The organism is Caloranaerobacter longqiensis (genome assembly GCF_050286925.1).
Taxonomy (GTDB): Bacteria; Bacillota; Clostridia; order Tissierellales; family Thermohalobacteraceae; genus Caloranaerobacter.
Map to the genome: position 1 here is coordinate 1 of NZ_JBFWFX010000018.1, position 22,357 is coordinate 22,357.

A 22,357-nucleotide genomic window follows, 5' to 3' on the forward strand; every position below is an offset into this window, starting at 1 on the left:
GGTTAGGAATATTAAATGAACTAAAAAACAGAGGTGTTAAAGATATTTTAATATTTAGTGTAGATGGTTTAACTGGTCTAAAAGAAGCAATTGGGGCTTCATTTCCTAAATCTGAAATACAAAGATGTATAATACATCAACAAGGCATTTCTTAGGCTAATTATTTTCCTTCTTTCTTCACCAGATTCATAGAAAAAACTTGCTTCTTTTACAAGCTCTAATTTTGATATTCTAATTGTTACTATATCCACTCGTTTACGTTGATTTCTACTCATAGATATTCCTCCTAATGTTTTAGAAAAATAATCTTTAAGTGTTTTATTTGTGATTTTTATTTTCACATATTCGAGCAAATATTTTGGATAAAAATAAAGAGAATTCTCTATTTTAAAGAGAATTCCCTTTCTTTACTTAGTATGAATAAGTATTATTTTATGCTTCATTCATAGCATTAATTAAATCATCCGAAAGTTCTTCCGTTGATTTATTAAATATTTTTTGTAATTTAGATTTATAATTACCTTTACCAATAGTCCTTAATACTTCTTTTATCTTTTCTATACCATATTCATTATATACATACATCCAAAATGCAAGTGCAGTATTTTGGGCCACACGATGTCTTCCTTCTGCTCTACCCCAAGAACTAGGTTTCCCTAAATATTTATCTACTGCTTCATCTAATGTTACAAAATCATTGCCCACTAATTTTCTTATTCCTATTAAAGTTCGTGTATAATCTGATTCTATATCCCACATATCTGTTTTTCCATCATATACATTTTTTACATATAAAGAAGGTAATAATTTCGCTAGAGCCTCATCAACGAATGACGACCACTTGTCATCAGCCCATGACCAATCATTATTTACATAACTAAAAAAGTTATGATGCATTTCATGTACTAATTCAGCAATGTTATTACCACCATCATCATTATTAGGTTCAATCCAAACAAAAGTTACTTTTTCTTTTGCTCTTATATCACCTTCTTTTAGATTTTCAGCATCTTTTTCATGTATCAGATGAACTTCAACAGGTGCTTGTTGTCCATATAACTCAACTAAATAAATATATGCAGTATCCATATATGGTTTCAGAAATTCTGCTACTTCTTTAGCTTTATCATCATCGGGATAATATAAATCAAAATATTTACCTTCTATTTTCTTTAGCCCATTTCTCCTTTTATTCGGTTTTTTCCTAAATTCCAATATTTCTTTATCTACTGGTGTGTTTTCTACTAATTGAGTCAATCTTTCTAATGTAAAAGGGTTATTTTTCATCAATTCTTCTTTTTTTATTCTTGTAAGTGAAAATAACTTATTTTCTTCTCCATATGTACCCATTTCTTGTTTAACTATATTTGTCACTTTTAATATACAATCAAAAGGCATATAAATTTTCTCATCTATCTTAATAACTGGTTGGTTAAGAGTATAAAAAGTATTATCTCCTATATCAACAACATTACTTCCTACATTCATATTTATTTCATTATATTTACCAATTATATTTATCATATCACCTTTTATCGTAACATTCATATGTAATGTTGTGAAAAAATCTTTAATTGGCACAAAAACTGTACCATTTACTTCCTTAAGTTTTCTTGTTAAGTCAGCCATTGCTTTATCATTAAATAAAATCATTGGTATTGTATCATTCTGACTATAACCATTAGAAATAATTACAGTTTTAGATTCTCTATCCCAATCTACTTTTGCACCAAGACTTTCTGCTATAAATCTGACTGGTACTAATGTTCTTCCATTTATTATAGTTGCTGGTACATCCAATTCAATTTCTTTATCATTCTTTTGAGCTTTTTTGTTATCTACTGGTAATTTAATTTCTAGTCCATCTTTTTTGCCAATTACAGTTCTTGTTTCATTATCCCAATCTACTTCAAGTCCAAATTGTTCAAATATTGCCCTTACAGGTACTAGTGTTCTTCCATTAATTATTGTAGGTGGTACATCAAATTCTACTAATTTACCATTAATAGATACTTTAATTGGCTGTTCATCAGCTAATACTTTTAATGGACCTGCAATATTCATTAATAAGATAATAACTAAAAATATACTTATTTTTTTCATAGCAATCTCTCCTTTTCATCTATCTGTCCATGAATATATTTTCTCTATGAATTAATAATCTCCTGCTTAATATTACTAATTATGTGTAATTTATTCCATTTGGTTGAAATTAATAATGATAACATCTAATATTTAGTCGAATAAATATTGGTGTAAAAATTACTAAAAGTAGGAGCCTAAGATAATAACCTAAGCCCCTATATGTTTCTGTCCTTAATGTATTTATGACTATAAGCAGTATATCCTATGTTTTATCAAATAAAAAATCTGATTTACCAATTACCTAGTAGTTCATCCATCAATTCACTTGCTCTTTTGCTTCTTTCATACTCTACTAGCTTTAGTGATGGTACGTCTAATTCTACTTCTGTTTCTATATTTTCTTCATCTTGAATCATAGCTGTTTTTGAACCTATTTGTATACTTATTACAATACCTCCCTTGAATGCAAATACTGTTTTTGTTTCACTATCCCATTCTACTGATATACCTAATGCTTCAAATATTTTTCTTAATGGTACAAGAGTGCTTCCGTTTATTATTACAGGTGGTTGTTCAAATTCAATTTCTTTTCCATTTACTTTGACTTTAATAGGTTCTTCTTCTGCAAAAGCCTGTAATTGAAATATATTCCCCATTAAAACAATTAAAATCATCAATATGCATGCAATGTTTATTAATCTATTTTTCCTCTTTGTGTTAGTCATCAAAATCCCCCTGTCTTTCTATATGATTATGCTTTTATATGAAAACATTATAGATTTATACTGCCTTTACCATCACAAATAGGACATTTACGTTTTTTAAATCCCCAACCTAAAACTGATGAAGCTAAAAGTATAAAACCAAGTAAACCTGTACTTCCTTCCATAGTTCCAAATATAAAAAGCATTGGAACAAGTATGAAAATCGTTATTATTATACTGATAACAGCATATCTTTTCTTTATTTTCTTGCCTCTTCCTTTACAAATTAGACAAATTGATTTTTACACAGTATTTTCTTTATTTGTTTCTACTGCAACAGTTTATCCTTTTTCTACTTCTTTGTCTTTAACAGTTTCATCTGATATGATTTGATTTCCACATTTCAAACAATATTTGTTGTCATCTGGAATTTCATTGCCACACTTGTTGCAAAACATCTTTAACAACCTCCTCTTCTGAATTGAATGTTTTAATTAATGTTTTAATTTTCATAGGAATACAAATTACTATTCCAATTGAATGCCCCTTGAAAATGTATTATAAAAGCCCTATTGACTTTACTTTTCATTATCAGATTTCAAAAATACGGTACAATCTACATTTAAAGCCTGTGCTACTTTCATCAGAGTTTTTATTGATGGAGTTATTCTTCCGACCTCTATATCCGATAAATACGTATTTGAAATTCCTGCTTTGTTTGCAAGCTGACATTGTTTTAAACCTTTCTTGATTCTTTCTTCTCTTATCTTTTCTCCTATGCCCATTTTTTACCACCTCCAACCAAGTCTATTTTACGTTAATTCCGTAATCCGTTATTTACGGAATTTCAAGGAGGAATATTTATGGTTGGAAAGCGTATTAAAAAGTTAAGAAAGGAAAGAGGGCTATCATTAAAGGAGTTATCTAAAAAGACTGATATATCTATTTCTTTTCTAAGTGATATAGAGAATGGAAGAAGCAACCCATCACTTGAGAGATTAAAAGATATTGCCAGAGGTCTTAATACTACTGTCAGTTACTTGCTTGGTGAAACAGACGATGTTGAAATTAATTCTGAAATCAAAGAGCTTCTGTCTAATCCAGAATTTCTAAAGATTTTAGATGAACTTAAAGATTTCAATTCATGGTCGGATGAAGATAAAAGTGAGTTTCTTGCTTATATCCGAGCTAAAAGGATGATAAGAAATTCAAAATAACTATTCGACTAAATATTTCAATTAAAAAATCCCCTATCTATTTTCCATTTTAGATAGAGGATTTTTAATCCTTTCCAGCTTTACATTTACCAACTATTCTTTTTATCATCCCTTTACTGTTTTTCTGAGTTATCATCAAACATTTGCCTTTAGTCTTTATTTCAATTAGATTTCTTCTCATAGTCTATACCTCCTCGCTTATTTCATCAAGTAATGTTTCTGGTGCAATACTTATTGATATTATTAAAGATATTCCAAATTCGTTATTACAAAGAATAAAGGCATTAATCCAATCTTCTCCTTCTTCTACTTTAATTCTATCTACATACTCTGGATATATTTCTTCATCAATGTAAATATCAAATTCTTCTAGTCTCTCAATATCTTCTTCTGACTGGATTATTAAGACATATCCGCCATCTTCATTATCTACATCTCTATTTTTTCCATAGTATGTATCTAGTGTAGCAACTATTCCTCTTACTACCTCTAATACTTCTTCAGGTAAATCTTTAATGTTTTTGACTTCTCGTTTATGTCCTATTTTTATCATTTTTATTTCCCCTTTCATTTTATTTTTAAGGCATCTTTTAAATTTATTTTTTCAAGTTTCCAACTATGTCTCACTTGTGGATCCAATGGATGATAACCACCCCTTCCTTTTAAATCACAAATTGTATATAGCTTATCTTTGTATTTTTTTAGTAGATTAAATATTTCTTTTTGCCTTTTTTTAATCTTTTTATTGTTCTCTCCAATACTTCCCCAAGCTATTATTATATAGTCTGCCTTTACTGCTGATTTTTCAATGTAATTGTCATTTTCTTTATCCACTAATTCTTTTATATTTTGCCTTGAACTTAATCTTATATCTATTTTAGAAAACATATTTACTATATCTACAGAACCAAAATCAAGTTTTGATAGGTTATTTATTACATACATTGTTGTATGGTCTATAACCATACCATCTGCTGAACTTGGATTAATCATAATTACCATTGCTTTTTTCTTTCTTTTGTCCCATTCTTTTTTTAGTAGGTATCTGTGCTTGCCGTCTTTTGAGAAATGTGCTTCTGTTTTTATGGTACTTTTTTGGGTTATGGGCATAAGCGAACCTCCTTTCAAAGTAAAAACTCCAACAGATTCATTATCTGTTGGAGTTCTTGTTATCAATATTATTATATATGCTTATTTTTTTACTTCATACATTTTTATTTTTTATCTATAACCCAGTCTTTTAATATTCCTAACTGTTATCCATCTCATTTTGTACTTATAATAATGTTCTATAACTTATGTTTTAGTTAAATAGCTAAATCCTTATTCTTATACATACTTTGCAAATACTTTTATTTGCCTATGTAATTTACCAATAAATCAATTTAAAACTGTACTTCTCCAAGGTTATTTTTATTACTCTCTATATACATAACAAATTTTAATGTATTAGACTCATTTATATATCCTACAACTTCTTTCTGGAAATACAAAACTATAGTAGAAATCACTTTCTTCAACAATAATTGTACCTCACATGAGTCAAATACAAATTTATACATTAATTCTGATATTATCAACTACTTTTCAATTAATACTTATGTATTCAGATAATTAATGAATTCTGATATGAATATTTTTTTCCAGTGAGTACTAATAAGTTCCTTTGGTAAAACCCTTACATCTATTCTTATTAAAAACTCTCTCTTACTTCTTTTTTTAGGATTAGTGTAGTTAATTCCATCATGCAACCCTATCTTATTAAATAATTCCAAAAATTCATATACTAAATTTGGCAATTTGTTAGGTATACTTATTCCTACCCTTAAACATGAATATACTCTTTTTCCATTAACTTTTTTATATATTCCATCGCTTGGACTAATTCTAGCTTTCAAATCAAAATATCCTCTAATAAAAGCTCTTATTAATTTAACATCATTAGTACTCTTTATTTCCTTTGGTATAAATGAAATAATTCTATTTTGCCTATTTGTATAATTATAAAAATCATATTCTAATAATTTTTTATAAACAACAGAATTTTTTTCTAATATAATATTTATAGTATATTTATTATTTCCATTATATTCATAATTTACATTTGATGTATCATTATAATTTCTCAACATTTCTTTTAAAGTAGCAACTATATTCTTAGAATCCCTTTCATGAGCATCTTTTTGAGTTATACTATAATCAGTTATTTCTGGGAAATAATATATTCCACTATATTCTGTTCCTTTGTTTACAACTCCTCTATCCAAATGAATTTTTATAGTTCTATTGTTTATATCTACTTCACTATTGGCACTAAGCAATCCTAAGAAATATGCGAAGTACTCATTATTAAAATCTTTTTTTGAAGAAATTATATTCTTAACTTTATTATGAAATTTTTCAATATTTCTATCTTCTTTGGCTATTATTTGTTTACTATCATATATATTTTTTATATTTTGATAGTTATCTAGTATATCTGAATGGTCTAGTATATCAATTGCATACTTAGAACTCCAAATATTATCAAAATATTGCAATACATTATAAAAAAAATCATCTTTAATTCCGTTGATACATAGATTAAATTCTAAATTACTTTTAAGTCCACCTATTGTAAAATTAGATGAACCGGCTATAATATTATATTTTGTATCATCATAAAAGATATATAATTTAGGATGAAAATTTCCAAATTCTTGATTACTATTTAAATCAGCAAAAAAAACTTTACATCTAGAATCTCCTGGTATTGTAGCTAACTCTTCAATTATTTTCTTTTCTGTAATGTATTTTTCAATATCAAAAATTGTTTTCATAGAACCATTATTTTTGAAAAACTGTAAAATTTCATCTTTTAACAATTCAAATGCAGAATAAGTTGCATAAGCAACACATATCTTTACTTCTTTTGCCCATTTTAATGATTTTCTAAACTCTTTTAAAATAGAATCATTATATGTTGATAATATTCTAACTTCCACAAAACCCCCCCAGGTAAACATTATTTTTTAAATATTAAGATATACTCATGAGCTCTATTTATCCTAAAAACATAAGGATATCCTAAAGGTCTAAAATTATTGTATTCATGTCTCCTATCCCAAATTATTATATCATCTAATTCAAATCCTATGTCTTTCATAAAACTAATTGCATCAATATGAAACGTATATAATTTATCTTTCTTTCTTATATCCATTAGATTTATACAACAAAATCCGCCTTTTTTAGTTACCAAAAATACTTGTTGAAAAATATTTTTTAATCGTTGTATAAATTCATCATAGGACTCTATATTACCTAAATCTTCTTGTTCGTCGCTATAATTTACCGTTTCTTTATAATCTGCTGTTCTTTTTCTATTCAATATGTTCCAATAAGGAGGAGAAGTAACTGTTAATTGGACACTTTCATCCTCAATAATTTTTCTAAGGTTCAAAGCATTATCATTATACATTGTAGGCTCAAAACTTATATCATCTGTTAATTGGTTTCTATCCTCTCTAGAATAATACAACTCTACAAAATCCTTTGATAACTCTATTCCTATACTATATCTTTTTAATCTTTTTGCAGCGATTAGAGTTGAACCTGAACCTGCAAATGGGTCTAATATTAAGTCTCCTTCGCTACTAAAAATTTGTATTAATCTACTTGCTAATTCTATTGGAAACATAGCTGGATGTTTGAGAGTTCGTTCATACAAACTTTTTTTTATATCTGACCAAATTGAAATCGAATACTTCATCCATGTTTTTCCATCTAAATCTACTTTTCTCTTCATATTTTTTTCTCCTTTTTATTATAATTTTGAATTAGACTTTGTTATTATTTTAATTTGCATAAAATGAAATTAGATTATATAATAAATTTATAATACCTAGTAAATATTTACAAAACATAGGGGGGTTCTTATGAGTTTTTATAACAGAACACAAATTTCTAATGCACTCATTAAATATATGAAAAATTTTTATTGGAATAATGACATAATAAAAAATAAATACAAAATTTTTCATCATCCTTATGGATATGAAACTCATATTAACAATCAAGTTAGAGAAACATTGATTTCAAAAACTAGTAATACTGCTAAACATATTAGATTTACACCAGATTATCTATTAATTCAATCAAACAATACTAATGATTTTTTATTAGAATATAAAGTTACTAAGACACCTCGTTATATTTTTGGAGACAAACAATGGAATATAGGGCAAATAGAAGCTGATGCATTAGAAAATTATTTAAATCTTATTAATGCAGGTATCAATGTTGCTGTATTAGTTTATTGCCCATACCATCCTCGTCCATTGCTATGTGATATACCAAACGAACGATGGATTACTTCTGAAAGATTGACCCCTCGCTATTCATCAGGTAGTGGCACGGATTATTATAACATAAATTTATCCCTTCTAAACACTTTTGATGATTTTATGAAAAAATTTTTCAGTATTCCGGCTAATTTAACAACTAGCCTTTTAAATAAACAGTTTTTTAATATGTTAAAAAATGATTCTCTGCTAAAAATTGAACATGCTGAAAAATCACCTTATAAAAATAAAGTTACAGGATTTAATTGGACAGACAGATACAAATAAGTATTTATATAAATATAAAAGATGTATCTAATATTATCAATTAAATTTATTTTAAACAATAATAAATCTGCTTTTTATCAAAATAGTCGTCCCTGTCGTTCTACTACTATCATAACACTAACATATAACTAAAATTAAGTAAAGTCATTTGAAACTAGATAGTCTCAAATGGCTTTTATTCTATTTTTTTAATCTATTAATATCTGAAAAATATCTAACAACTCTTTAACAAAGTTTTAAGAATAATAATTGCACTAGAAATTTTTTGTTTGTTATTTTTAATGTTATATAATATATTTTCATAATATTTAATCCTATATTTTGAATATTTTTAAAAAACACAGTCATTTATAATATGATTTATCTCTATATAAATTATATTACCAAAATATTTTGCCGTCGCCAATGTCGTCTTCGCCGTTATAATATAAATGATTATTCAAAAATAAACAAAACCATTTGAAACCAAATAGCTTGCAAATGACTATTATTCAATATTTATTAAACTTAACAAAACCTACCTAAAACTAACTAAAAATCCTTTAACAAAAAACCGCCGTTACTTATGGTACGGTTCACCTCTACTTATTCGAAACGCCCTATAAATTTGCTCTAATAAAATTAATTTCATCAGTTGATGAGGAAATGTCATTTTTGAAAAAGATAATTTAAAATGGCTCTTATTTATAACTTCTTGTGACAGCCCTAAAGAACCACCTATTATAAAAGTTATATTACTGTTTCCTGATAATGCTAAACTGTCAAGTTTTTTTGAAAATTCCTCTGAAGATAAGCTTTTACCATCAATACATAAAGTTATAATATAAGAGTTTTCATTTAATTTACTTAATATTCTTTCGCCTTCTTTTTTCTTCACAATTTCCATCTCAGCTTCACTTAAATTCTCTGGAGCCTTTTCATCATTTACTTCAATTAATTTTAATTTGCAGTACTTAGATAATCTTTTTGAAAATTCTTTTATACCATCATTTAAATATTTTTCTTTAATTTTACCTACTGAAATTATCGTAATATTCATCCACATCCTCCTAAATAAACTACTTTAGTTACATAATTATCCTTTATATAAAACCGCATACTATTACTTTGAAATATAAATCTATCTGTAATACCTTCTATTCTATCAGCCTTCAATAATTCTTCTTTCAGCTTTTTATTATCTATATTCAACCCTTTTCCTATAACCTTATCATCAATTACAGCTATTAAAAAAAGTTCTAAAATTACTCTTTCATAATCCTCTGGCAAAGAATCTGCCTTTAGTTTATTGCATTTTTTACAGCAAGTTACTAAATTGAAAACATCACTTGTACCGCCTTTGCTCACAGGAAGATAATGATCTAGTGTAATCTGATGAAATTTAAGTTTTTTCCCACAATAGAAACATCTTTTTAAATCTCTTTCATAAATATACAGCTTGTCCTTATTGCCGGGCTTCACAAAATCACACCTTGATTTATAACTTTTCCATATATTTTCTTTATACTAATTTTTCATTTTAAATTTTTAATTTTACATTCTAGCTACATATGTAACCAGTTTATACTATTAAATATTTAGGCTTTTTGTCGCAAAAATCACAGGTATGCGGACTTGTCCAATCGGTAAAGGATACTTTATCTAGTTCATAGATATCAGGTGGCTGTTCATATACATCAATAAACTCCTCAATTGCAATATCTAAATGTTCATTGCAAACAACATACATACAAATCACTCCATTTATTTTTATAATCTTTGTTATTCGCCGTTCGATATTTAAAAAACGAAAAGCTAATAACAAATAATCACCAATTAACTTTACATTTTACATTTTCAATTTTACATTTCTATAATTATAGTATTCTCATTTAAACATCAATTTATATACAAAAGGCTTGACTATATTTTAAGCCAAGCCCTTCGTTAGTCATCTAGCGATTGTCTGGTCTAGCTTCAAATGTTAATTCTAAATTAACAATTTTGCCATTTCTCATAACTTCGATATTAGCTTTATCTCCAGGTTTATATCTATAAAGTAATCCTCTTAAATGACTCATAGATAATACTTCCTCACCATTTATTTTCAATAGAACATCGCCAGCCCTCATTCCTGCTCTGTCTGCTGGTGAATTCTCTGCAATTTCTATTATAATCACACCGCTATCAGCTTTTAAATCAATACCTAAAGCTCTTTCATATTTCTCTAAATCAACTCCCACTATACCCATAAATACAGTTTTAAATGTTCCTTTTTTAATAACCTGCTCTATAATGGGTTTAGCAGTATTAATTGGTATAGCAAAACCTAGCCCCTCTGCTGATTGGATTTTGGCAGTATTTATACCTATTACTTCTCCTCTCGAATTTAATAATGGCCCTCCACTGTTACCAGGATTTATTGATGCATCTGTCTGTATTAAATTTTCAATAATATTGTTCCCTTCAGTTCTAATAGATCTATTTAAACCACTTATAATTCCAGCAGTTACAGTCCTTTGAAATTCCAAACCTAAAGGATTACCTATAGCAACAGCTAATTCTCCAACTTGAAGATTATCAGAATCTCCTAAATCGGCTACTGGTAAATTTGTTGCATCAACCTTAACAATAGCTAAATCCAAAGCCTTTTCATACCATAAAACTTTTCCTTCTTTTTTATCTCCATTTTCAAATAATACTGTTATCTTGTCTGCTTTTCCATCAGCAATTACATGAGAATTTGTAAGTATATATCCATCACTATCAACAATTACACCAGAACCTAACCCTTGTTCCTGACGAGGTCCCCAGAAAAAATAATCCACAGTCTGCACAGTAGTTATACCAACAACTGATCTCATGGCTTTTTTAGCCACAGCAGTTACTGTTGTAATATTATCCTTAGGTGTTATTTTTATTTGTACATTTTCTGCTACATTCTTCTTATATAATTCTGGAACTGGTAAGTATTTTCCATATAAATATGCTGGTGTAACATATGATGAAATTATTCCACCAATTAATGCAGCTATCAAAGCCACTATAAAATATGAAAATACTCCTTTCTTTTTCCTGTGAGGCTTATTATATATAGGCCCTTGAACATAATAACCACTAACATTACCGGTTTCATTTTCATAAGCATTATCAATATTATTGTTTTCATTCTCATTTTCTCTTCTTTCTTCCCAATCCATTTTAAAAACACCCCCTGCTATAAATCATATATTTTTGTTGGATTATCTCTTTGTGTAAGTTCAATAATAATATCTTCTCCAATTTTTATACCCTTTTCTATTAAAATATTAACAACTGTTTGATAAGCTAATTCTGGGAAATTATTTTCTTTACTTAAATGAGCTAAAAGCACTCTTTGCCTTTTCCCAGAAAATACTTCTGATATTACTTCACCGGCTAAATCATTAGATAAGTGTCCTGTATCTCCTAGTATTCTCTTTTTTAAAAACCATGGATATCTACCCATCTTTAACATCTCTATATCATGATTAGACTCTATTACCAATAAATCTGAATTATATATTTTCTTTTTAATATCTTCGCTAACATATCCTGTATCTGTTACTAAACTCAATTTTATATTTTTATGATAAAAACAAAAACCAACAGATTCAACTGAATCATGTGAAGTTCTAAACGGTAATATTCCTAAATCTTTTAATTCAAATTCTTCTTCTGTTTTAAATATCTTAATATTATTTGTATTTATTTCTCCTATATCATTCTCCATTGCCTTCCAAGTACTTTCATTAGCATATATAGGTAAATTATATCGTCTAGAAAGAATTCCTACCCCTTTTATATGATCCTTATGTTCATGAGTAACTAATATACCATTTATATCTTCAGGCGAAATGCCTATTGCTTTCAATGAATTTTCAATTTTCCTTCCACTTAATCCTGCATCTATTAATAACTTAACTCTATCTGTTTCAATATACTGACAATTACCACTACTTCCACTAGCCAATGAACAAAATCTAATAGTCATCCTTGTCCTCCAAAATTCGTAATTATATTTTATATTATAGCACAAAAAAATTAATGAAAAAAGCCGAGTGAACCCCCGGCTAAATTTTAACTCTCTTAATTTTTGCTCCTAAATTTCTAAACTTCTCCTCAACTTTTTCATAACCTCTATCTATATGATAAATATTATCTATCTCTGTTGTACCTTCTGCAATAAGTCCTGCTATTATAAATGCTGCCCCAGCTCTTAAGTCTGTTACTGATATCTTAGCTCCACTTAGACGCTTTACTCCTTCTACTACTGCAACTCTACCTTCTACTTTTATATTTGCTCCCATACGCTTCAATTCATCAACATATTTAAATCTTCCTTCAAATATGCTTTCAGTAACTACACTTGTACCATTTGCTATTGATAATAATACTGTCATTGGTTGTTGTAAATCCGTCGGGAATCCTGGATATGGTAAAGTTTTAATATTTACACTTTTAAGATTATCTGAACCTTTAACTCTTATAGAGTCACCATACTCTATTACTTCAACACCCATCTCCTTTAATTTTGCAGTTATAGACTCTAAATGTTTAGGAATAACATTATTAATCAGTACGTCTCCTCCTGTAGCAGCAGCAGCTATCATATATGTACCTGCTTCAATCTGATCAGGTATAACGCTATAAGTACATCCGTGTAACTTATCAACACCTTTTATTTTTATAACATCTGTTCCTGCTCCTCTTACATCAGCACCCATCATGTTCAAAAAGTTAGCAACATCAACAACATGAGGTTCTTTAGCAGCATTTTCAATTATTGTAGTGCCTTCAGCTAATACAGCTGCAAGCATTATATTAATTGTAGCACCAACACTAACTACATCAAGATATATCTTTGTACCTACTAATTTATCTGCTCTACATCTAATAACACCGTGTTCTATCTCTACTTCTGCTCCTAATGCTTCAAATCCCTTTATATGCTGGTCTATTGGCCTAGTACCTATATTACATCCTCCTGGATAAGCCACTTCAACTTCCTTAAACCTTCCTAAACCTGCCCCTATCAAATAATAGGAAGCTCTCATTTTATTTGCCAAATCATATGTAGCACAGCATTTATCAAGTTTACTTGAATCTATCATCATAGTGCCGTTTTTATCTAGTTCTACATCTACTCCTAGCTCCTGCATTATATCCTTAAATAGATACACATCTCTAATATGAGGAATATTTTCTATATAACACTTATCCCCTGATAATATAGAAGCTGGTATAATAGCAACTGCTGCATTTTTAAATCCACTTATATTAACTTGACCTTCAAGTTTTACTCCACCTTCAACTATAAGTTTTTCCATGTATCCAACTGACAAAAGTCAGTATAGTCACCCCACTTTCCACTTTGGTATATTAAATCCATAATAATATTATATACAAGTATGAGCCTGTTGACAAAGTAATTTATTAATAAAATATAGAATAATTCCAATAGACTATAATAATACTAAATTGCTGACTAACAGCCATCAGCTGTTAGCTGTAAGCATCTTGTATATTGCTATCTATATGCTAGTCCAAAAAAATAGAAGAAAATTTCAAAATTCTTCTATTTTTTTATATAAATTATTTAATCTATAAATACCAAAGTTCCATCACTAAATTTTACTCTCCAAGCTGGTCCCGCTTGTCCTTTTAATGTCTTCTTCCAATCTCCTGCACCATGTTTTATCGGATCAAAATAATAGCATAAACTTATCTCTACTATAGTTTTTCCATAAACATCTTCCATTGTAAGTAATCTTAAAAGAGCCTCAGGTGCAGCACTTATCGTTATCTTGCGTTCACTCTTCTTTACAAAATTAAACCAAAGCCTTTCAAATCTTTTAATCCCCGTATTATCTATTTCAAATATCATATAACTTTTCTCTAATAATATATCTTTATTCTTTTTAGTATATCTTAAAATATGTCTATTTCCATCAAAACTATAGTCCGTTAATTCATAATCATTTTGAGCAAAATCATTATTTTTAATGAAATTCTCTGCAATCGAAACTGCTATATCCTTGTTAAGTTCATCATAAATTTCAATAGAAGAATCATTTTTATATATTATTTTCTTATTATCTATTATTTCTAACGTTTTACTTCCATTTTTATATAATAACTCTCCATTAACAACTTCTTTACTATAATCACCCAGCAATTTTTCTGCTAATTTTTCAGGGTCTTGTATCTCATATTCTATAGTCAATAGAGGTAAAGACGGAATAGTTTTAGGTATATCTGCATCAATTTTTATACCTTTCTGCAAAAGAAGATTTTTAACTTCTCTTATAAATTCTTCCTTCACAGTAAGATAGGTACTTTCATCTCTTTTATTATCAATAAGCACATATACCAAAATTAAATTTGTAATTAAAAATGCTATTATCAGTATATTTATGGCCTTTGACCAATCCATTTATGTTCACCATCCAAAATTATCTATTCCAGTAACCCCCCATCGACAAACTTACCATCATGCATATCAAAAATATAAGTAATTCCATTTACATCAATTACCCATACCCCTATTAATTTTTGCTTATATTTTTTATCACAATAATCAAAATATCCTAATTTAATATCGTCTATCAACGATAAAATCATGAAATTATTAATCTCTTCTATTTTTAAATTATTTTTCTTAGCTACATCTGCTTTAATCATAGATAAATTAGCTTCTATAACCTTTTCTGGTGGCAAAACTTCCTCTTTAGAAAACTTCTTATATTCAATTTTACTTATAGTCCTTATATATCTTTTATAACTTTTTACATTTTTATTAAATACTTCTATCTCTATAGGACTGCTAAACTTATCTTTATCAGCATAAATAGTTAAATTGTTAACTCTATATGCAAATCTAAATCTATACCCTTTATTCCCTTTATACTCTATTTCTTCAATAGAAGACAGATAAGCCTCTTCTGGCCATCCTAAATGATTTGTAATAAAGTCTACCGCTTTATTTAAACTAATAAAGAGATTTCTCTCTGTTACATTTTCATCTAAAGTATTAAAATATTCAATTAAACCATTTTTTGAAATCTTCAAACCTTTTTGTCCATATAAAAAAATAACAGACCCATCAGTTTCAACTATTTTTCTAGCATAACCCAAATCTTCTCCAAAAAAACTTTTTGCTACAGATTCCATAGACAAATAGTTTTCAGTATTCATTTCATTATTCACATAAACGTAAGGGATTATATAACTTAAACTTGATGTATTAATTGGAATATAAACATCCTTGTCTATACCCCACATTCGGATTGAATAATATTCAAGTACATTTTCTCTTTCTATTTTATCCAATGTATCTATTAAAATACTAGTATCAACTTTAATATTGTATATTTTTATATGATTAATTCCATTACTGAGCACTATATAGGGATTTCTTCCTAAATAAATATAGATATTCCGTACATTTTCTATGCTACTATAAATTGAACTCGAAGGCTTACAGTTCAGTACCTTTACTAGCATATATGTTGGTATATCATCAGCAAAAAACAAATTTATAGACTTCTTAACATCATTCTTAATAATTTCTGTTTCATCTATCTCCTTATAACTCAACTCTTCATTTTGAAAAATACCTTTCAAATAAGACCTGATTTTTAACCATAAATCATCTCTCTTGCCCGAGTATAATATAGTATAACTACCTCCAAAGTTAATTAAATATTTCTCAGGAGATATCACATCAGACAGAATATAATTGTATCTAAGCCCTTTGTCTTTATCTTCTCTTAAAGAAGGAATTAAAGTAAACGGAAATTCTATCCATAGCTGCTGTGTTAAAAAAATACTAATTAAAATCAAAGATACTAGCAAAAAAGCCTTCGCTCTATCTTTTTTCATCTAGAATCATCTCCAAAGTTGTACGCTAGTATCTTGATTATTTGATGAATCTATCATTTTTTTAATAGTTTCAGAAAAATTCATATTCTCAATATTGTCAATATATTTCTTAACTTTCTCCATATCAGTAACATATACATACTTAGTTATAATATCAGTTACTTCATCATCAATAACATATATATTTATCTTGTTTTTCCCTGGTTTGAGCTCCAACTCCTTAGCAAATACACCTAACTCTCCTACTTCTAATTCCTCTTTTGACTCAAGTGTATATGTCTCTTCTGCTTCTTCTATTTCTTTTGCTTCTTTCGTTTCTTTTGTTACTTCTGTTTTTTCTATTTCTTTTACATCTTTTGTATCGCCATCTTTTTTCTCATTGCCATCATTTTTTGTTGATGATATATCTACATCAAAATCAACATCAGTCAAACTAGCAGAAGAATACACCTCTATTATTATCTTAAGCCCTTGTTTTGCTCTTCCTGAAAGCAAAACAATATTATCAGTAGTAATCAAATTATCTTCTGGATAAATTATATCAATAATACTTTCTTCTTCAACAATCTCAATATTTGTATCGTTATTTTTTACTTCACTATCATTTCCAGCCGAATAACCAACTGTCCCGTAAGTACCTATTATCGCTATTATTAATGCTCCCGTTAACACCTTCCTAAGCATGATTATTCCTCCTTAAAGGTACAAATAGTACTTCAGCATAATTATATAACAACATTATTACAGATATATTACAACGCTATTAAAATTGAATTACACACTCATAGCAGGTAAAATAATATCTACTTCTGTACCAACATTATACTTGCTTCTTATCTTTATATCTCCATTATGAGCTTCTACTATCTGCTTTGCTATTGAAAGCCCTAAACCTGTACCACCTAAAGCTCTAGATCTTGCTTTGTCTACTCTATAAAATCTTTCAAATATTCTATCTAAATCTTCTTCTGGAATGCCAATTCCATTATCTTTAACAGTAATAATTACATTATCATTTTCTCTTTTTACAAAAATACTTATTTTACCTTTTTCTGGAGTATATTTAATAGCATTACTAACTATGTTTAGTATTACCTGTAATATACCATCCTTGTCAGCAAAAATTTCTGTAACATTTTCCTCTATTTTAACATTTATACTTTGTTTTTTCTCCTTTGCAAATATCGCTGTTCTTTTTAAAGTTTCTTCTATAAGCTCCTTTACAGAAATTTTTGTCATATTCCATTTTGTCTGTTTAAAATCAAGATTTGAAAGTTGCAATAAATCCCTTACAATTCTAGCCATTCTATCACATTCATTATTTATTACTTTTAAAAATTGCATAGAATACTGTGTATCATTAATTGCACCTTCAAGGAGAGTTTCTGTATAACTTTTAATAGTTGTTATCGGAGTTTTCAACTCATGAGATACATTAGCAACAAATTCCTTTCTCATATTTTCTAATTTTTGCTGTTCAGTTATATCCTGCAAAACTACTATAAGCCCACCATAATCGCCGTTCTCATTTTTGAACGGTGCATATCTTGCTCTGTATATTACTGAATTATATTCAAAAACTTCACTGCCTTCCCATTTATCAGCCTTTTGAATATATTCTAATGTCAATTTTTCATTTAACGGTCTTACCAAATCATCATACCTTTTTTTATTTAACTCCTCATAAGATAATCCAAATAAATCTAAAACTATCGGATTTGCATGTATAATTTCTCCATCTTTATTTACTGCTATCACACCATCAGCCATATAGGTAAAAATAGTATCCATTTTACTCTTTTCTCTATACACTTCAGATATTGTCGCTTTAAGCTTTTTAGTCAAATAGTTAAACATATTAGCAAGTTGTCCAATTTCATCATCTGATTTAACATCAACAAATTGATCAAAATCACCTTTAGCCATTTTTTCAGCTTTTATTGTAACATCATTTATCGGTCCTGTTATACTTTTTGCAATAAAAAAACCCAGAAAAACTGTGATGAATAAAGCTAATAATGTTGCCTGGGTTAAAATAATCTTAGATTCATCTATAGTATCATATACATCTTCTAAATCCGATACAAGATATATAATGCCCTTAACTTCCCCAATTTTATTAAATACAGGATAGGCTAAATGTTTCTCTTTTACATTTGCTCTATCCAAACTAGATATAATAGCATCAACTTTTTCTCCATCTAAAGCAGATAATATCAAAGCTGAGTTTAGTAACCTACACTCAAAAGCTTTCTTACCCTGAAATTTTCTGTTGTTACTTGCCAATATCTCTGGTATTTGTGAATTGCTTAATATATATAAAGTTTCTGTAGTCTTTAAAGGCCATTTCGAAATAGTAGATTGTATACTTTCCCTTGATTTCTCCCAATTATCTTGTTGTATTGCCGAAGATCTTACGATTTCTTCAATACGATACTCCATATCGTCAGAAATCTGATTAAGTTGATGTTTCTCTAAATTCTCTATAATAAATACTCCTACTATAACCATTGCTATGAATACTAATAGAAAGTAAATAGTTATAAATTTCCATCTAACACTTTTAAACATTATTACGCCCTCCTAAAGTAATATCCAACACCCCTTTTAGTGAGGACATACTTAGGACTACTAGAATCATCCTCGACTTTTTCCCTTAACCTTCTTACAGTAACATCTACCGTTCTTATATCTCCATAATATTCATAGCCCCAAACTTCCTCAAGCAATTGTTCTCTTGAAAACACTTGCCCAGGTTTTGTCGCTAAGAACTTAAGTAATTCAAATTCTCTTAGTGTTAATTCTATAGTCTTATTATTCTTTTTAACCTCATATCTATTTAAATCTATAACTAAATCTTCACAAACTATCATTTCTCCATTAGAATTTCCACTCGACATATCTACTCTTCTTAAATTAGCTTTAACTCTAGCTATAAGTTCTCTCATACTAAAAGGCTTTGTTATGTAATCATCAGCTCCAAGTTCTAATCCTAATACCTTGTCCACTTCTTCTTCCTTTGCTGTTAACATTAGTACAGGAGTCTTAAGTTTATGTCTTATTTCTTTAAGTACCTGAAAACCATCTTTTTTAGGCAACATTACATCTAATAAAATCAAATCTGGTTTCAAGTTAAAAGCTTTAAACACAGCCTCTTCCCCGTCATATGCCAATTCAACATGAAACCCTTCCTTTTCTATGTTAAACTTTAATATATCAGCAATAGGTTTCTCATCGTCTACAACTAGTATTTTCTTATTCATCAATTATCACCCCGAGTATTATAGTTTGTGAAAAAAGTTAATTTTCTAAAGTATATGAATCAAACATCGCCTTTATTATAATTCTATATTAAAACCAATTTATCCTTCAAATGTTTTTTCTAATATCTGTATGTTTTGTCAACATAATCTGACTTATTATTCTAAATAGGTCAAAAGTCCTGTAGGATTTTGTCTGATTATATAATATAATTTATATTAGAATATGCGAAATATAGGACACGGTAATATTTTATTCTCCATCCCCCATAATTTTCATAAATGAAGTCAACCAAATGGTTGACTTCATTTTATTCTATCTCATATAAATTTATCTTCAATACTGCTTTAGCTGAATTTTTTATATTATTACCTTCTCCTAAAGTTATTAAAATGTCTTTTAATTTCTTAAATCCCCAGATATCAGAAATCTTTTTAATAACTTCAAAAGATTTTCTATATGCAATATATTGGTCTAACTCATAAAAATTTTTATCTAAACTCTTTATATCTACTTCATCTACATGTCGAATATCTTTTCCCCATTCAAAACCCGTTAATTTATATTCTGTATAAAGTGCTATTCCTTCTGTAAGCCACATTGGGTAATTCCCGTGAGTAATCTTGTCGACTATGAGGTGAGTAAATTCATGAACAATAGGACCTTCTTTTTCATAAATCACATTGAAGTTTTCAATATCATTTATCCATAGTTTAGGAGATAATATGTTAATCACTCCACTATAATAAACACCCATTGGATATGTTTGTTTACTTAGACGTGTATTTTTCAATAATTCATTCCCATCATTATATATTATTATAATGCTCTTTTCTTCAGGATAATAATTGAACATCTCACAAATCGCATTATAATATTTTTCAGCCACTTTACCTGTTAAATATGCTATTTCCTCATTTTCTCCATCAAATCTTATAACAAAATGTTCAGTTTCTAATATACCATAATTTTTTATATTAGCTAATATCCTCTTCTTCTCTATATTATTAAACAAAGCATTGATAGAATCTTTTAAATATCCAATAAATTTTACATTAGTAACAGAGATAAATATAAAAACAAATATTATAACAATCAATAGTCTTAAAATATTTTTTATATGTTTTTTCATTCTATTGTTCCCCCTTTCTTTTAAATATGTATATGAGGGAACATAGATATTATATCATGTTGTTATGTAAACTTCATTAGTAATTTTTGTTTTTATATATGTAAACCTTAAAAGTATAACCTTTTAGCCTTCTTATGCATAAATTAAATCATAGGAAGGTGAGATGCATGAGGAGGCAAAGAAAATATAAAATTGATCCGATAGTAAGTGCTAAGCTCAATTCAAAATCTAAAGAAGAAATCCCTGTTATTATTAGAGTTAAAAATGGTGATTTCAATAGACTTAGCAATATCGTATTAGGTATGTCAAGCAAAGTTAAACGTTCTCTTCCTCTAGTAGGTGGAATAGCTTGTAACTTAAATATTGAAACTATAAGCAAATTAGCAAGAGATCCAAATATTGAATATATAAGCTTTGATTCTAAAGTTTTTGCCTTATTAGATATCGCAACTTCTTCTATAAAAAGTAACTTTGCTCATGAACTAGGATATACAGGCAAAGGAATAACAGTTGCTGTAATTGATACAGGTGTAGCACCCCATAATGACCTTACTAAACCCAAAAACAGAATTATAGGTTTTAAAGATTTCATAAACAATAAAACCTCACCATATGACGACAACGGCCATGGCACACATGTTTCAGGCATAATAGCTTCAAATGGGTATTCGTCAAAAGGCAAATATGCAGGCATTGCACCAGAATGTAATATTTTAGGAGTGAAAGCATTAGACAGCTCAGGAAGCGGTAATACATCAGATATAGTTGCAGCAATAGAATGGGTAATAAAGACTAAAAACGTATACAATACTAAAATAATAAATTTATCACTAGGTAGCCCACCTACAAACCCATACAATGAAGATCCTCTTGTAAAAGCCGTAGAAGAAGCTGTTAAGTCTGGTTTAACCGTTGTTGTTGCTGCTGGCAATAGTGGACCTGCTAAAGAGACAATATTATCTCCAGGTAATTCTAAAAAAGTAATTACAGTTGGAGCAGTAGACGATAATAAAACTCCTGAATTAAGCGACGATTTCATTGCACCTTTTTCAAGTAGAGGACCTACAAAAGAAGGTTTTAAAAAACCAGATGTTGTAGCTCCAGGTGTCGATATCATGTCATTATCAAGCAGCAACCTCAGTAGCTATACTTCATTAAGCGGCACTTCCATGGCTACCCCTATGGTATCAGGAGCCTGTGCCTTATTATACAGTAAACATGGATACCTTAGTCCAAGCCAAATTAAAGCAATGATTATGAAATCATGCGTAGATTTAAAAGATACCTATAATAATCAAGGTAGCGGTGTGATTAGTCTAGAAAAATTATTTAAAGAAAAACCTATCGAAGATGTCCCCAAAGAAAAACCATATACAGAAAACTTATTCGGAGATAATTTCATTGTTATTGTATTGTTATTCTTACTTTTAAGTAAAAGAATTTAAAAAAATTAGCTCAGTCAAAAGG

At 28.4% G+C, this 22,357-nt stretch carries 25 protein-coding genes and 1 pseudogene; 4 read left to right on the forward strand and 22 right to left on the reverse strand.

The annotated features are described in order from the left end of the window. A pseudogene (locus tag AB4Y15_RS11555) lies at window positions 1-140 on the forward strand (transposase); the annotation flags it as partial. A 292-nt stretch (window positions 141-432) separates the two neighbouring features. Here the strand turns inward: AB4Y15_RS11555 and AB4Y15_RS11560 are convergent. The 5 genes from AB4Y15_RS11560 to AB4Y15_RS11580 form a co-directional block, all read right to left on the reverse strand. Then, entirely contained in the window at window positions 433-2,103 is a 1,671-nt protein-coding gene (locus AB4Y15_RS11560; RefSeq protein ID WP_427340504.1) for a copper amine oxidase N-terminal domain-containing protein, read from the reverse strand. 272 nt (window positions 2,104-2,375) lie between these two features. Continuing rightward, window positions 2,376-2,810, reverse strand: a complete 435-nt coding sequence (locus AB4Y15_RS11565; RefSeq protein ID WP_427340505.1) for a copper amine oxidase N-terminal domain-containing protein — start codon at window positions 2,808-2,810, stop codon at window positions 2,376-2,378. Window positions 2,811-2,857: 47 nt separating this feature from the next. Beyond that, on the reverse strand, window positions 2,858-2,995 hold the full coding sequence (locus tag AB4Y15_RS11570) for a hypothetical protein (RefSeq protein WP_427340506.1): 138 nt from the start codon (window positions 2,993-2,995) through the stop codon (window positions 2,858-2,860). A 135-nt stretch (window positions 2,996-3,130) separates the two neighbouring features. Further along, entirely contained in the window at window positions 3,131-3,247 is a 117-nt protein-coding gene (locus AB4Y15_RS11575) for a zinc-ribbon domain-containing protein (RefSeq protein WP_427340507.1), read from the reverse strand. Window positions 3,248-3,367: 120 nt separating this feature from the next. Continuing rightward, window positions 3,368-3,574, reverse strand: coding sequence for a helix-turn-helix domain-containing protein (locus AB4Y15_RS11580; RefSeq protein WP_427340508.1), 207 nt, complete (start codon window positions 3,572-3,574; stop codon window positions 3,368-3,370). Window positions 3,575-3,652: 78 nt separating this feature from the next. On the opposite strand from AB4Y15_RS11580, the gene AB4Y15_RS11585 reads away from it, so the two are divergent. Further along, window positions 3,653-4,006, forward strand: a complete 354-nt coding sequence (locus tag AB4Y15_RS11585) for a helix-turn-helix domain-containing protein (RefSeq protein WP_427340509.1) — start codon at window positions 3,653-3,655, stop codon at window positions 4,004-4,006. Between the two features lie 184 nt (window positions 4,007-4,190). On the opposite strand, the gene AB4Y15_RS11590 is transcribed toward AB4Y15_RS11585, so the two are convergent. The 5 genes from AB4Y15_RS11590 to AB4Y15_RS11610 all read right to left on the reverse strand — a co-directional run bounded on the left by AB4Y15_RS11590 (window position 4,191) and on the right by AB4Y15_RS11610 (window position 7,793). Continuing rightward, window positions 4,191-4,559, reverse strand: a complete 369-nt coding sequence (locus AB4Y15_RS11590) for a hypothetical protein (protein WP_427340510.1) — start codon at window positions 4,557-4,559, stop codon at window positions 4,191-4,193. Window positions 4,560-4,573: 14 nt separating this feature from the next. Continuing rightward, entirely contained in the window at window positions 4,574-5,116 is a 543-nt protein-coding gene (locus AB4Y15_RS11595) for a DUF1643 domain-containing protein (RefSeq protein ID WP_427340511.1), read from the reverse strand. Between the two features lie 275 nt (window positions 5,117-5,391). Further along, window positions 5,392-5,529, reverse strand: coding sequence for a hypothetical protein (locus AB4Y15_RS11600; RefSeq protein ID WP_427340512.1), 138 nt, complete (start codon window positions 5,527-5,529; stop codon window positions 5,392-5,394). Between the two features lie 75 nt (window positions 5,530-5,604). Continuing rightward, window positions 5,605-6,990, reverse strand: a complete 1,386-nt coding sequence (locus AB4Y15_RS11605; RefSeq protein ID WP_427340513.1) for a phospholipase D-like domain-containing protein — start codon at window positions 6,988-6,990, stop codon at window positions 5,605-5,607. 20 nt (window positions 6,991-7,010) lie between these two features. Continuing rightward, window positions 7,011-7,793: a DNA methyltransferase gene (locus AB4Y15_RS11610; protein ID WP_427340514.1), complete on the reverse strand. Its 783-nt coding sequence runs from the start codon at window positions 7,791-7,793 to the stop codon at window positions 7,011-7,013. Window positions 7,794-7,923: 130 nt separating this feature from the next. Here AB4Y15_RS11610 and AB4Y15_RS11615 point away from each other — a divergent pair, with 130 nt between their 5' ends. Continuing rightward, a complete protein-coding gene (locus tag AB4Y15_RS11615; protein ID WP_427340515.1) occupies window positions 7,924-8,616 on the forward strand; it encodes a hypothetical protein in 693 nt (230 codons plus the stop codon). 559 nt (window positions 8,617-9,175) lie between these two features. Here AB4Y15_RS11615 and rlmH read toward each other — a convergent pair. The 12 genes from rlmH to AB4Y15_RS11675 form a co-directional block, all read right to left on the reverse strand. Continuing rightward, window positions 9,176-9,655 carry a 23S rRNA (pseudouridine(1915)-N(3))-methyltransferase RlmH gene (gene rlmH, locus AB4Y15_RS11620; RefSeq protein ID WP_427340516.1) on the reverse strand — a complete coding sequence of 160 codons (480 nt, stop codon included), beginning with the start codon at window positions 9,653-9,655 and terminating at the stop codon, window positions 9,176-9,178. After that, window positions 9,652-10,077 (reverse strand): HNH endonuclease, encoded by a 426-nt coding sequence (locus AB4Y15_RS11625; protein ID WP_427340517.1) that lies wholly within the window; start codon window positions 10,075-10,077, stop codon window positions 9,652-9,654. Before AB4Y15_RS11625 ends, rlmH begins: the two co-directional genes overlap by 4 nt. Before the next feature lie 100 nt (window positions 10,078-10,177). After that, window positions 10,178-10,345, reverse strand: a complete 168-nt coding sequence (locus tag AB4Y15_RS11630; protein WP_073197358.1) for a CxxH/CxxC protein — start codon at window positions 10,343-10,345, stop codon at window positions 10,178-10,180. A gap of 205 nt (window positions 10,346-10,550) precedes the next feature. Then, the gene (htrA, locus tag AB4Y15_RS11635; RefSeq protein ID WP_427340518.1) at window positions 10,551-11,795 is read right to left on the reverse strand and encodes a serine protease HtrA; all 1,245 of its coding nucleotides are present in this window, start codon (window positions 11,793-11,795) and stop codon (window positions 10,551-10,553) included. A gap of 17 nt (window positions 11,796-11,812) precedes the next feature. After that, window positions 11,813-12,607 (reverse strand): MBL fold metallo-hydrolase, encoded by a 795-nt coding sequence (locus AB4Y15_RS11640; protein ID WP_427340519.1) that lies wholly within the window; start codon window positions 12,605-12,607, stop codon window positions 11,813-11,815. A 79-nt stretch (window positions 12,608-12,686) separates the two neighbouring features. After that, window positions 12,687-13,943 carry a UDP-N-acetylglucosamine 1-carboxyvinyltransferase gene (gene murA / locus AB4Y15_RS11645; protein WP_427340520.1) on the reverse strand — a complete coding sequence of 419 codons (1,257 nt, stop codon included), beginning with the start codon at window positions 13,941-13,943 and terminating at the stop codon, window positions 12,687-12,689. 269 nt (window positions 13,944-14,212) lie between these two features. After that, window positions 14,213-15,049, reverse strand: coding sequence for a two-component system regulatory protein YycI (gene yycI, locus AB4Y15_RS11650; protein ID WP_427340521.1), 837 nt, complete (start codon window positions 15,047-15,049; stop codon window positions 14,213-14,215). A 23-nt stretch (window positions 15,050-15,072) separates the two neighbouring features. Continuing rightward, entirely contained in the window at window positions 15,073-16,497 is a 1,425-nt protein-coding gene (locus AB4Y15_RS11655) for a two-component system activity regulator YycH (protein ID WP_427340522.1), read from the reverse strand. A 6-nt stretch (window positions 16,498-16,503) separates the two neighbouring features. Next, the gene (locus tag AB4Y15_RS11660) at window positions 16,504-17,181 is read right to left on the reverse strand and encodes a hypothetical protein (protein WP_427340523.1); all 678 of its coding nucleotides are present in this window, start codon (window positions 17,179-17,181) and stop codon (window positions 16,504-16,506) included. Between the two features lie 90 nt (window positions 17,182-17,271). Beyond that, window positions 17,272-19,068: a sensor histidine kinase gene (locus AB4Y15_RS11665; RefSeq protein WP_427340524.1), complete on the reverse strand. Its 1,797-nt coding sequence runs from the start codon at window positions 19,066-19,068 to the stop codon at window positions 17,272-17,274. Window positions 19,069-19,070: 2 nt separating this feature from the next. Further along, a complete protein-coding gene (yycF, locus tag AB4Y15_RS11670) occupies window positions 19,071-19,760 on the reverse strand; it encodes a response regulator YycF (RefSeq protein WP_427340525.1) in 690 nt (229 codons plus the stop codon). A gap of 308 nt (window positions 19,761-20,068) precedes the next feature. Then, window positions 20,069-20,890 carry a peptidase MA family metallohydrolase gene (locus AB4Y15_RS11675; RefSeq protein ID WP_427340526.1) on the reverse strand — a complete coding sequence of 274 codons (822 nt, stop codon included), beginning with the start codon at window positions 20,888-20,890 and terminating at the stop codon, window positions 20,069-20,071. Window positions 20,891-21,057: 167 nt separating this feature from the next. On the opposite strand from AB4Y15_RS11675, the gene AB4Y15_RS11680 reads away from it, so the two are divergent. After that, window positions 21,058-22,335 carry a S8 family peptidase gene (locus tag AB4Y15_RS11680; RefSeq protein WP_427340527.1) on the forward strand — a complete coding sequence of 426 codons (1,278 nt, stop codon included), beginning with the start codon at window positions 21,058-21,060 and terminating at the stop codon, window positions 22,333-22,335. Window positions 22,336-22,357: the final 22 nt, after the last annotated feature.

Bases quoted from the DNA above. Each gene is read 5' to 3' on its own strand.
- AB4Y15_RS11560 (WP_427340504.1), bottom strand. From the start codon at position 2,103: ATGAAAAAAATAAGTATATTTTTAGTTATTATCTTATTAATGAATATT.
- AB4Y15_RS11565 (WP_427340505.1), bottom strand. From the start codon at position 2,810: ATGACTAACACAAAGAGGAAAAATAGATTAATAAACATTGCATGCATA.
- AB4Y15_RS11570 (WP_427340506.1), bottom strand. From the start codon at position 2,995: ATGCTTTTTATATTTGGAACTATGGAAGGAAGTACAGGTTTACTTGGT.
- AB4Y15_RS11575 (WP_427340507.1), bottom strand. From the start codon at position 3,247: ATGTTTTGCAACAAGTGTGGCAATGAAATTCCAGATGACAACAAATAT.
- AB4Y15_RS11580 (WP_427340508.1), bottom strand. From the start codon at position 3,574: ATGGGCATAGGAGAAAAGATAAGAGAAGAAAGAATCAAGAAAGGTTTA.
- AB4Y15_RS11585 (WP_427340509.1), top strand. From the start codon at position 3,653: ATGGTTGGAAAGCGTATTAAAAAGTTAAGAAAGGAAAGAGGGCTATCA.
- AB4Y15_RS11590 (WP_427340510.1), bottom strand. From the start codon at position 4,559: ATGATAAAAATAGGACATAAACGAGAAGTCAAAAACATTAAAGATTTA.
- AB4Y15_RS11595 (WP_427340511.1), bottom strand. From the start codon at position 5,116: ATGCCCATAACCCAAAAAAGTACCATAAAAACAGAAGCACATTTCTCA.
- AB4Y15_RS11610 (WP_427340514.1), bottom strand. From the start codon at position 7,793: ATGAAGAGAAAAGTAGATTTAGATGGAAAAACATGGATGAAGTATTCG.
- AB4Y15_RS11615 (WP_427340515.1), top strand. From the start codon at position 7,924: ATGAGTTTTTATAACAGAACACAAATTTCTAATGCACTCATTAAATAT.
- rlmH (WP_427340516.1), bottom strand. From the start codon at position 9,655: ATGAATATTACGATAATTTCAGTAGGTAAAATTAAAGAAAAATATTTA.
- AB4Y15_RS11630 (WP_073197358.1), bottom strand. From the start codon at position 10,345: ATGTATGTTGTTTGCAATGAACATTTAGATATTGCAATTGAGGAGTTT.
- htrA (WP_427340518.1), bottom strand. From the start codon at position 11,795: ATGGATTGGGAAGAAAGAAGAGAAAATGAGAATGAAAACAATAATATT.
- AB4Y15_RS11640 (WP_427340519.1), bottom strand. From the start codon at position 12,607: ATGACTATTAGATTTTGTTCATTGGCTAGTGGAAGTAGTGGTAATTGT.
- murA (WP_427340520.1), bottom strand. From the start codon at position 13,943: ATGGAAAAACTTATAGTTGAAGGTGGAGTAAAACTTGAAGGTCAAGTT.
- yycI (WP_427340521.1), bottom strand. From the start codon at position 15,049: ATGGATTGGTCAAAGGCCATAAATATACTGATAATAGCATTTTTAATT.
- AB4Y15_RS11655 (WP_427340522.1), bottom strand. From the start codon at position 16,497: ATGAAAAAAGATAGAGCGAAGGCTTTTTTGCTAGTATCTTTGATTTTA.
- AB4Y15_RS11660 (WP_427340523.1), bottom strand. From the start codon at position 17,181: ATGCTTAGGAAGGTGTTAACGGGAGCATTAATAATAGCGATAATAGGT.
- AB4Y15_RS11665 (WP_427340524.1), bottom strand. From the start codon at position 19,068: ATGTTTAAAAGTGTTAGATGGAAATTTATAACTATTTACTTTCTATTA.
- yycF (WP_427340525.1), bottom strand. From the start codon at position 19,760: ATGAATAAGAAAATACTAGTTGTAGACGATGAGAAACCTATTGCTGAT.
- AB4Y15_RS11675 (WP_427340526.1), bottom strand. From the start codon at position 20,890: ATGAAAAAACATATAAAAAATATTTTAAGACTATTGATTGTTATAATA.
- AB4Y15_RS11680 (WP_427340527.1), top strand. From the start codon at position 21,058: ATGAGGAGGCAAAGAAAATATAAAATTGATCCGATAGTAAGTGCTAAG.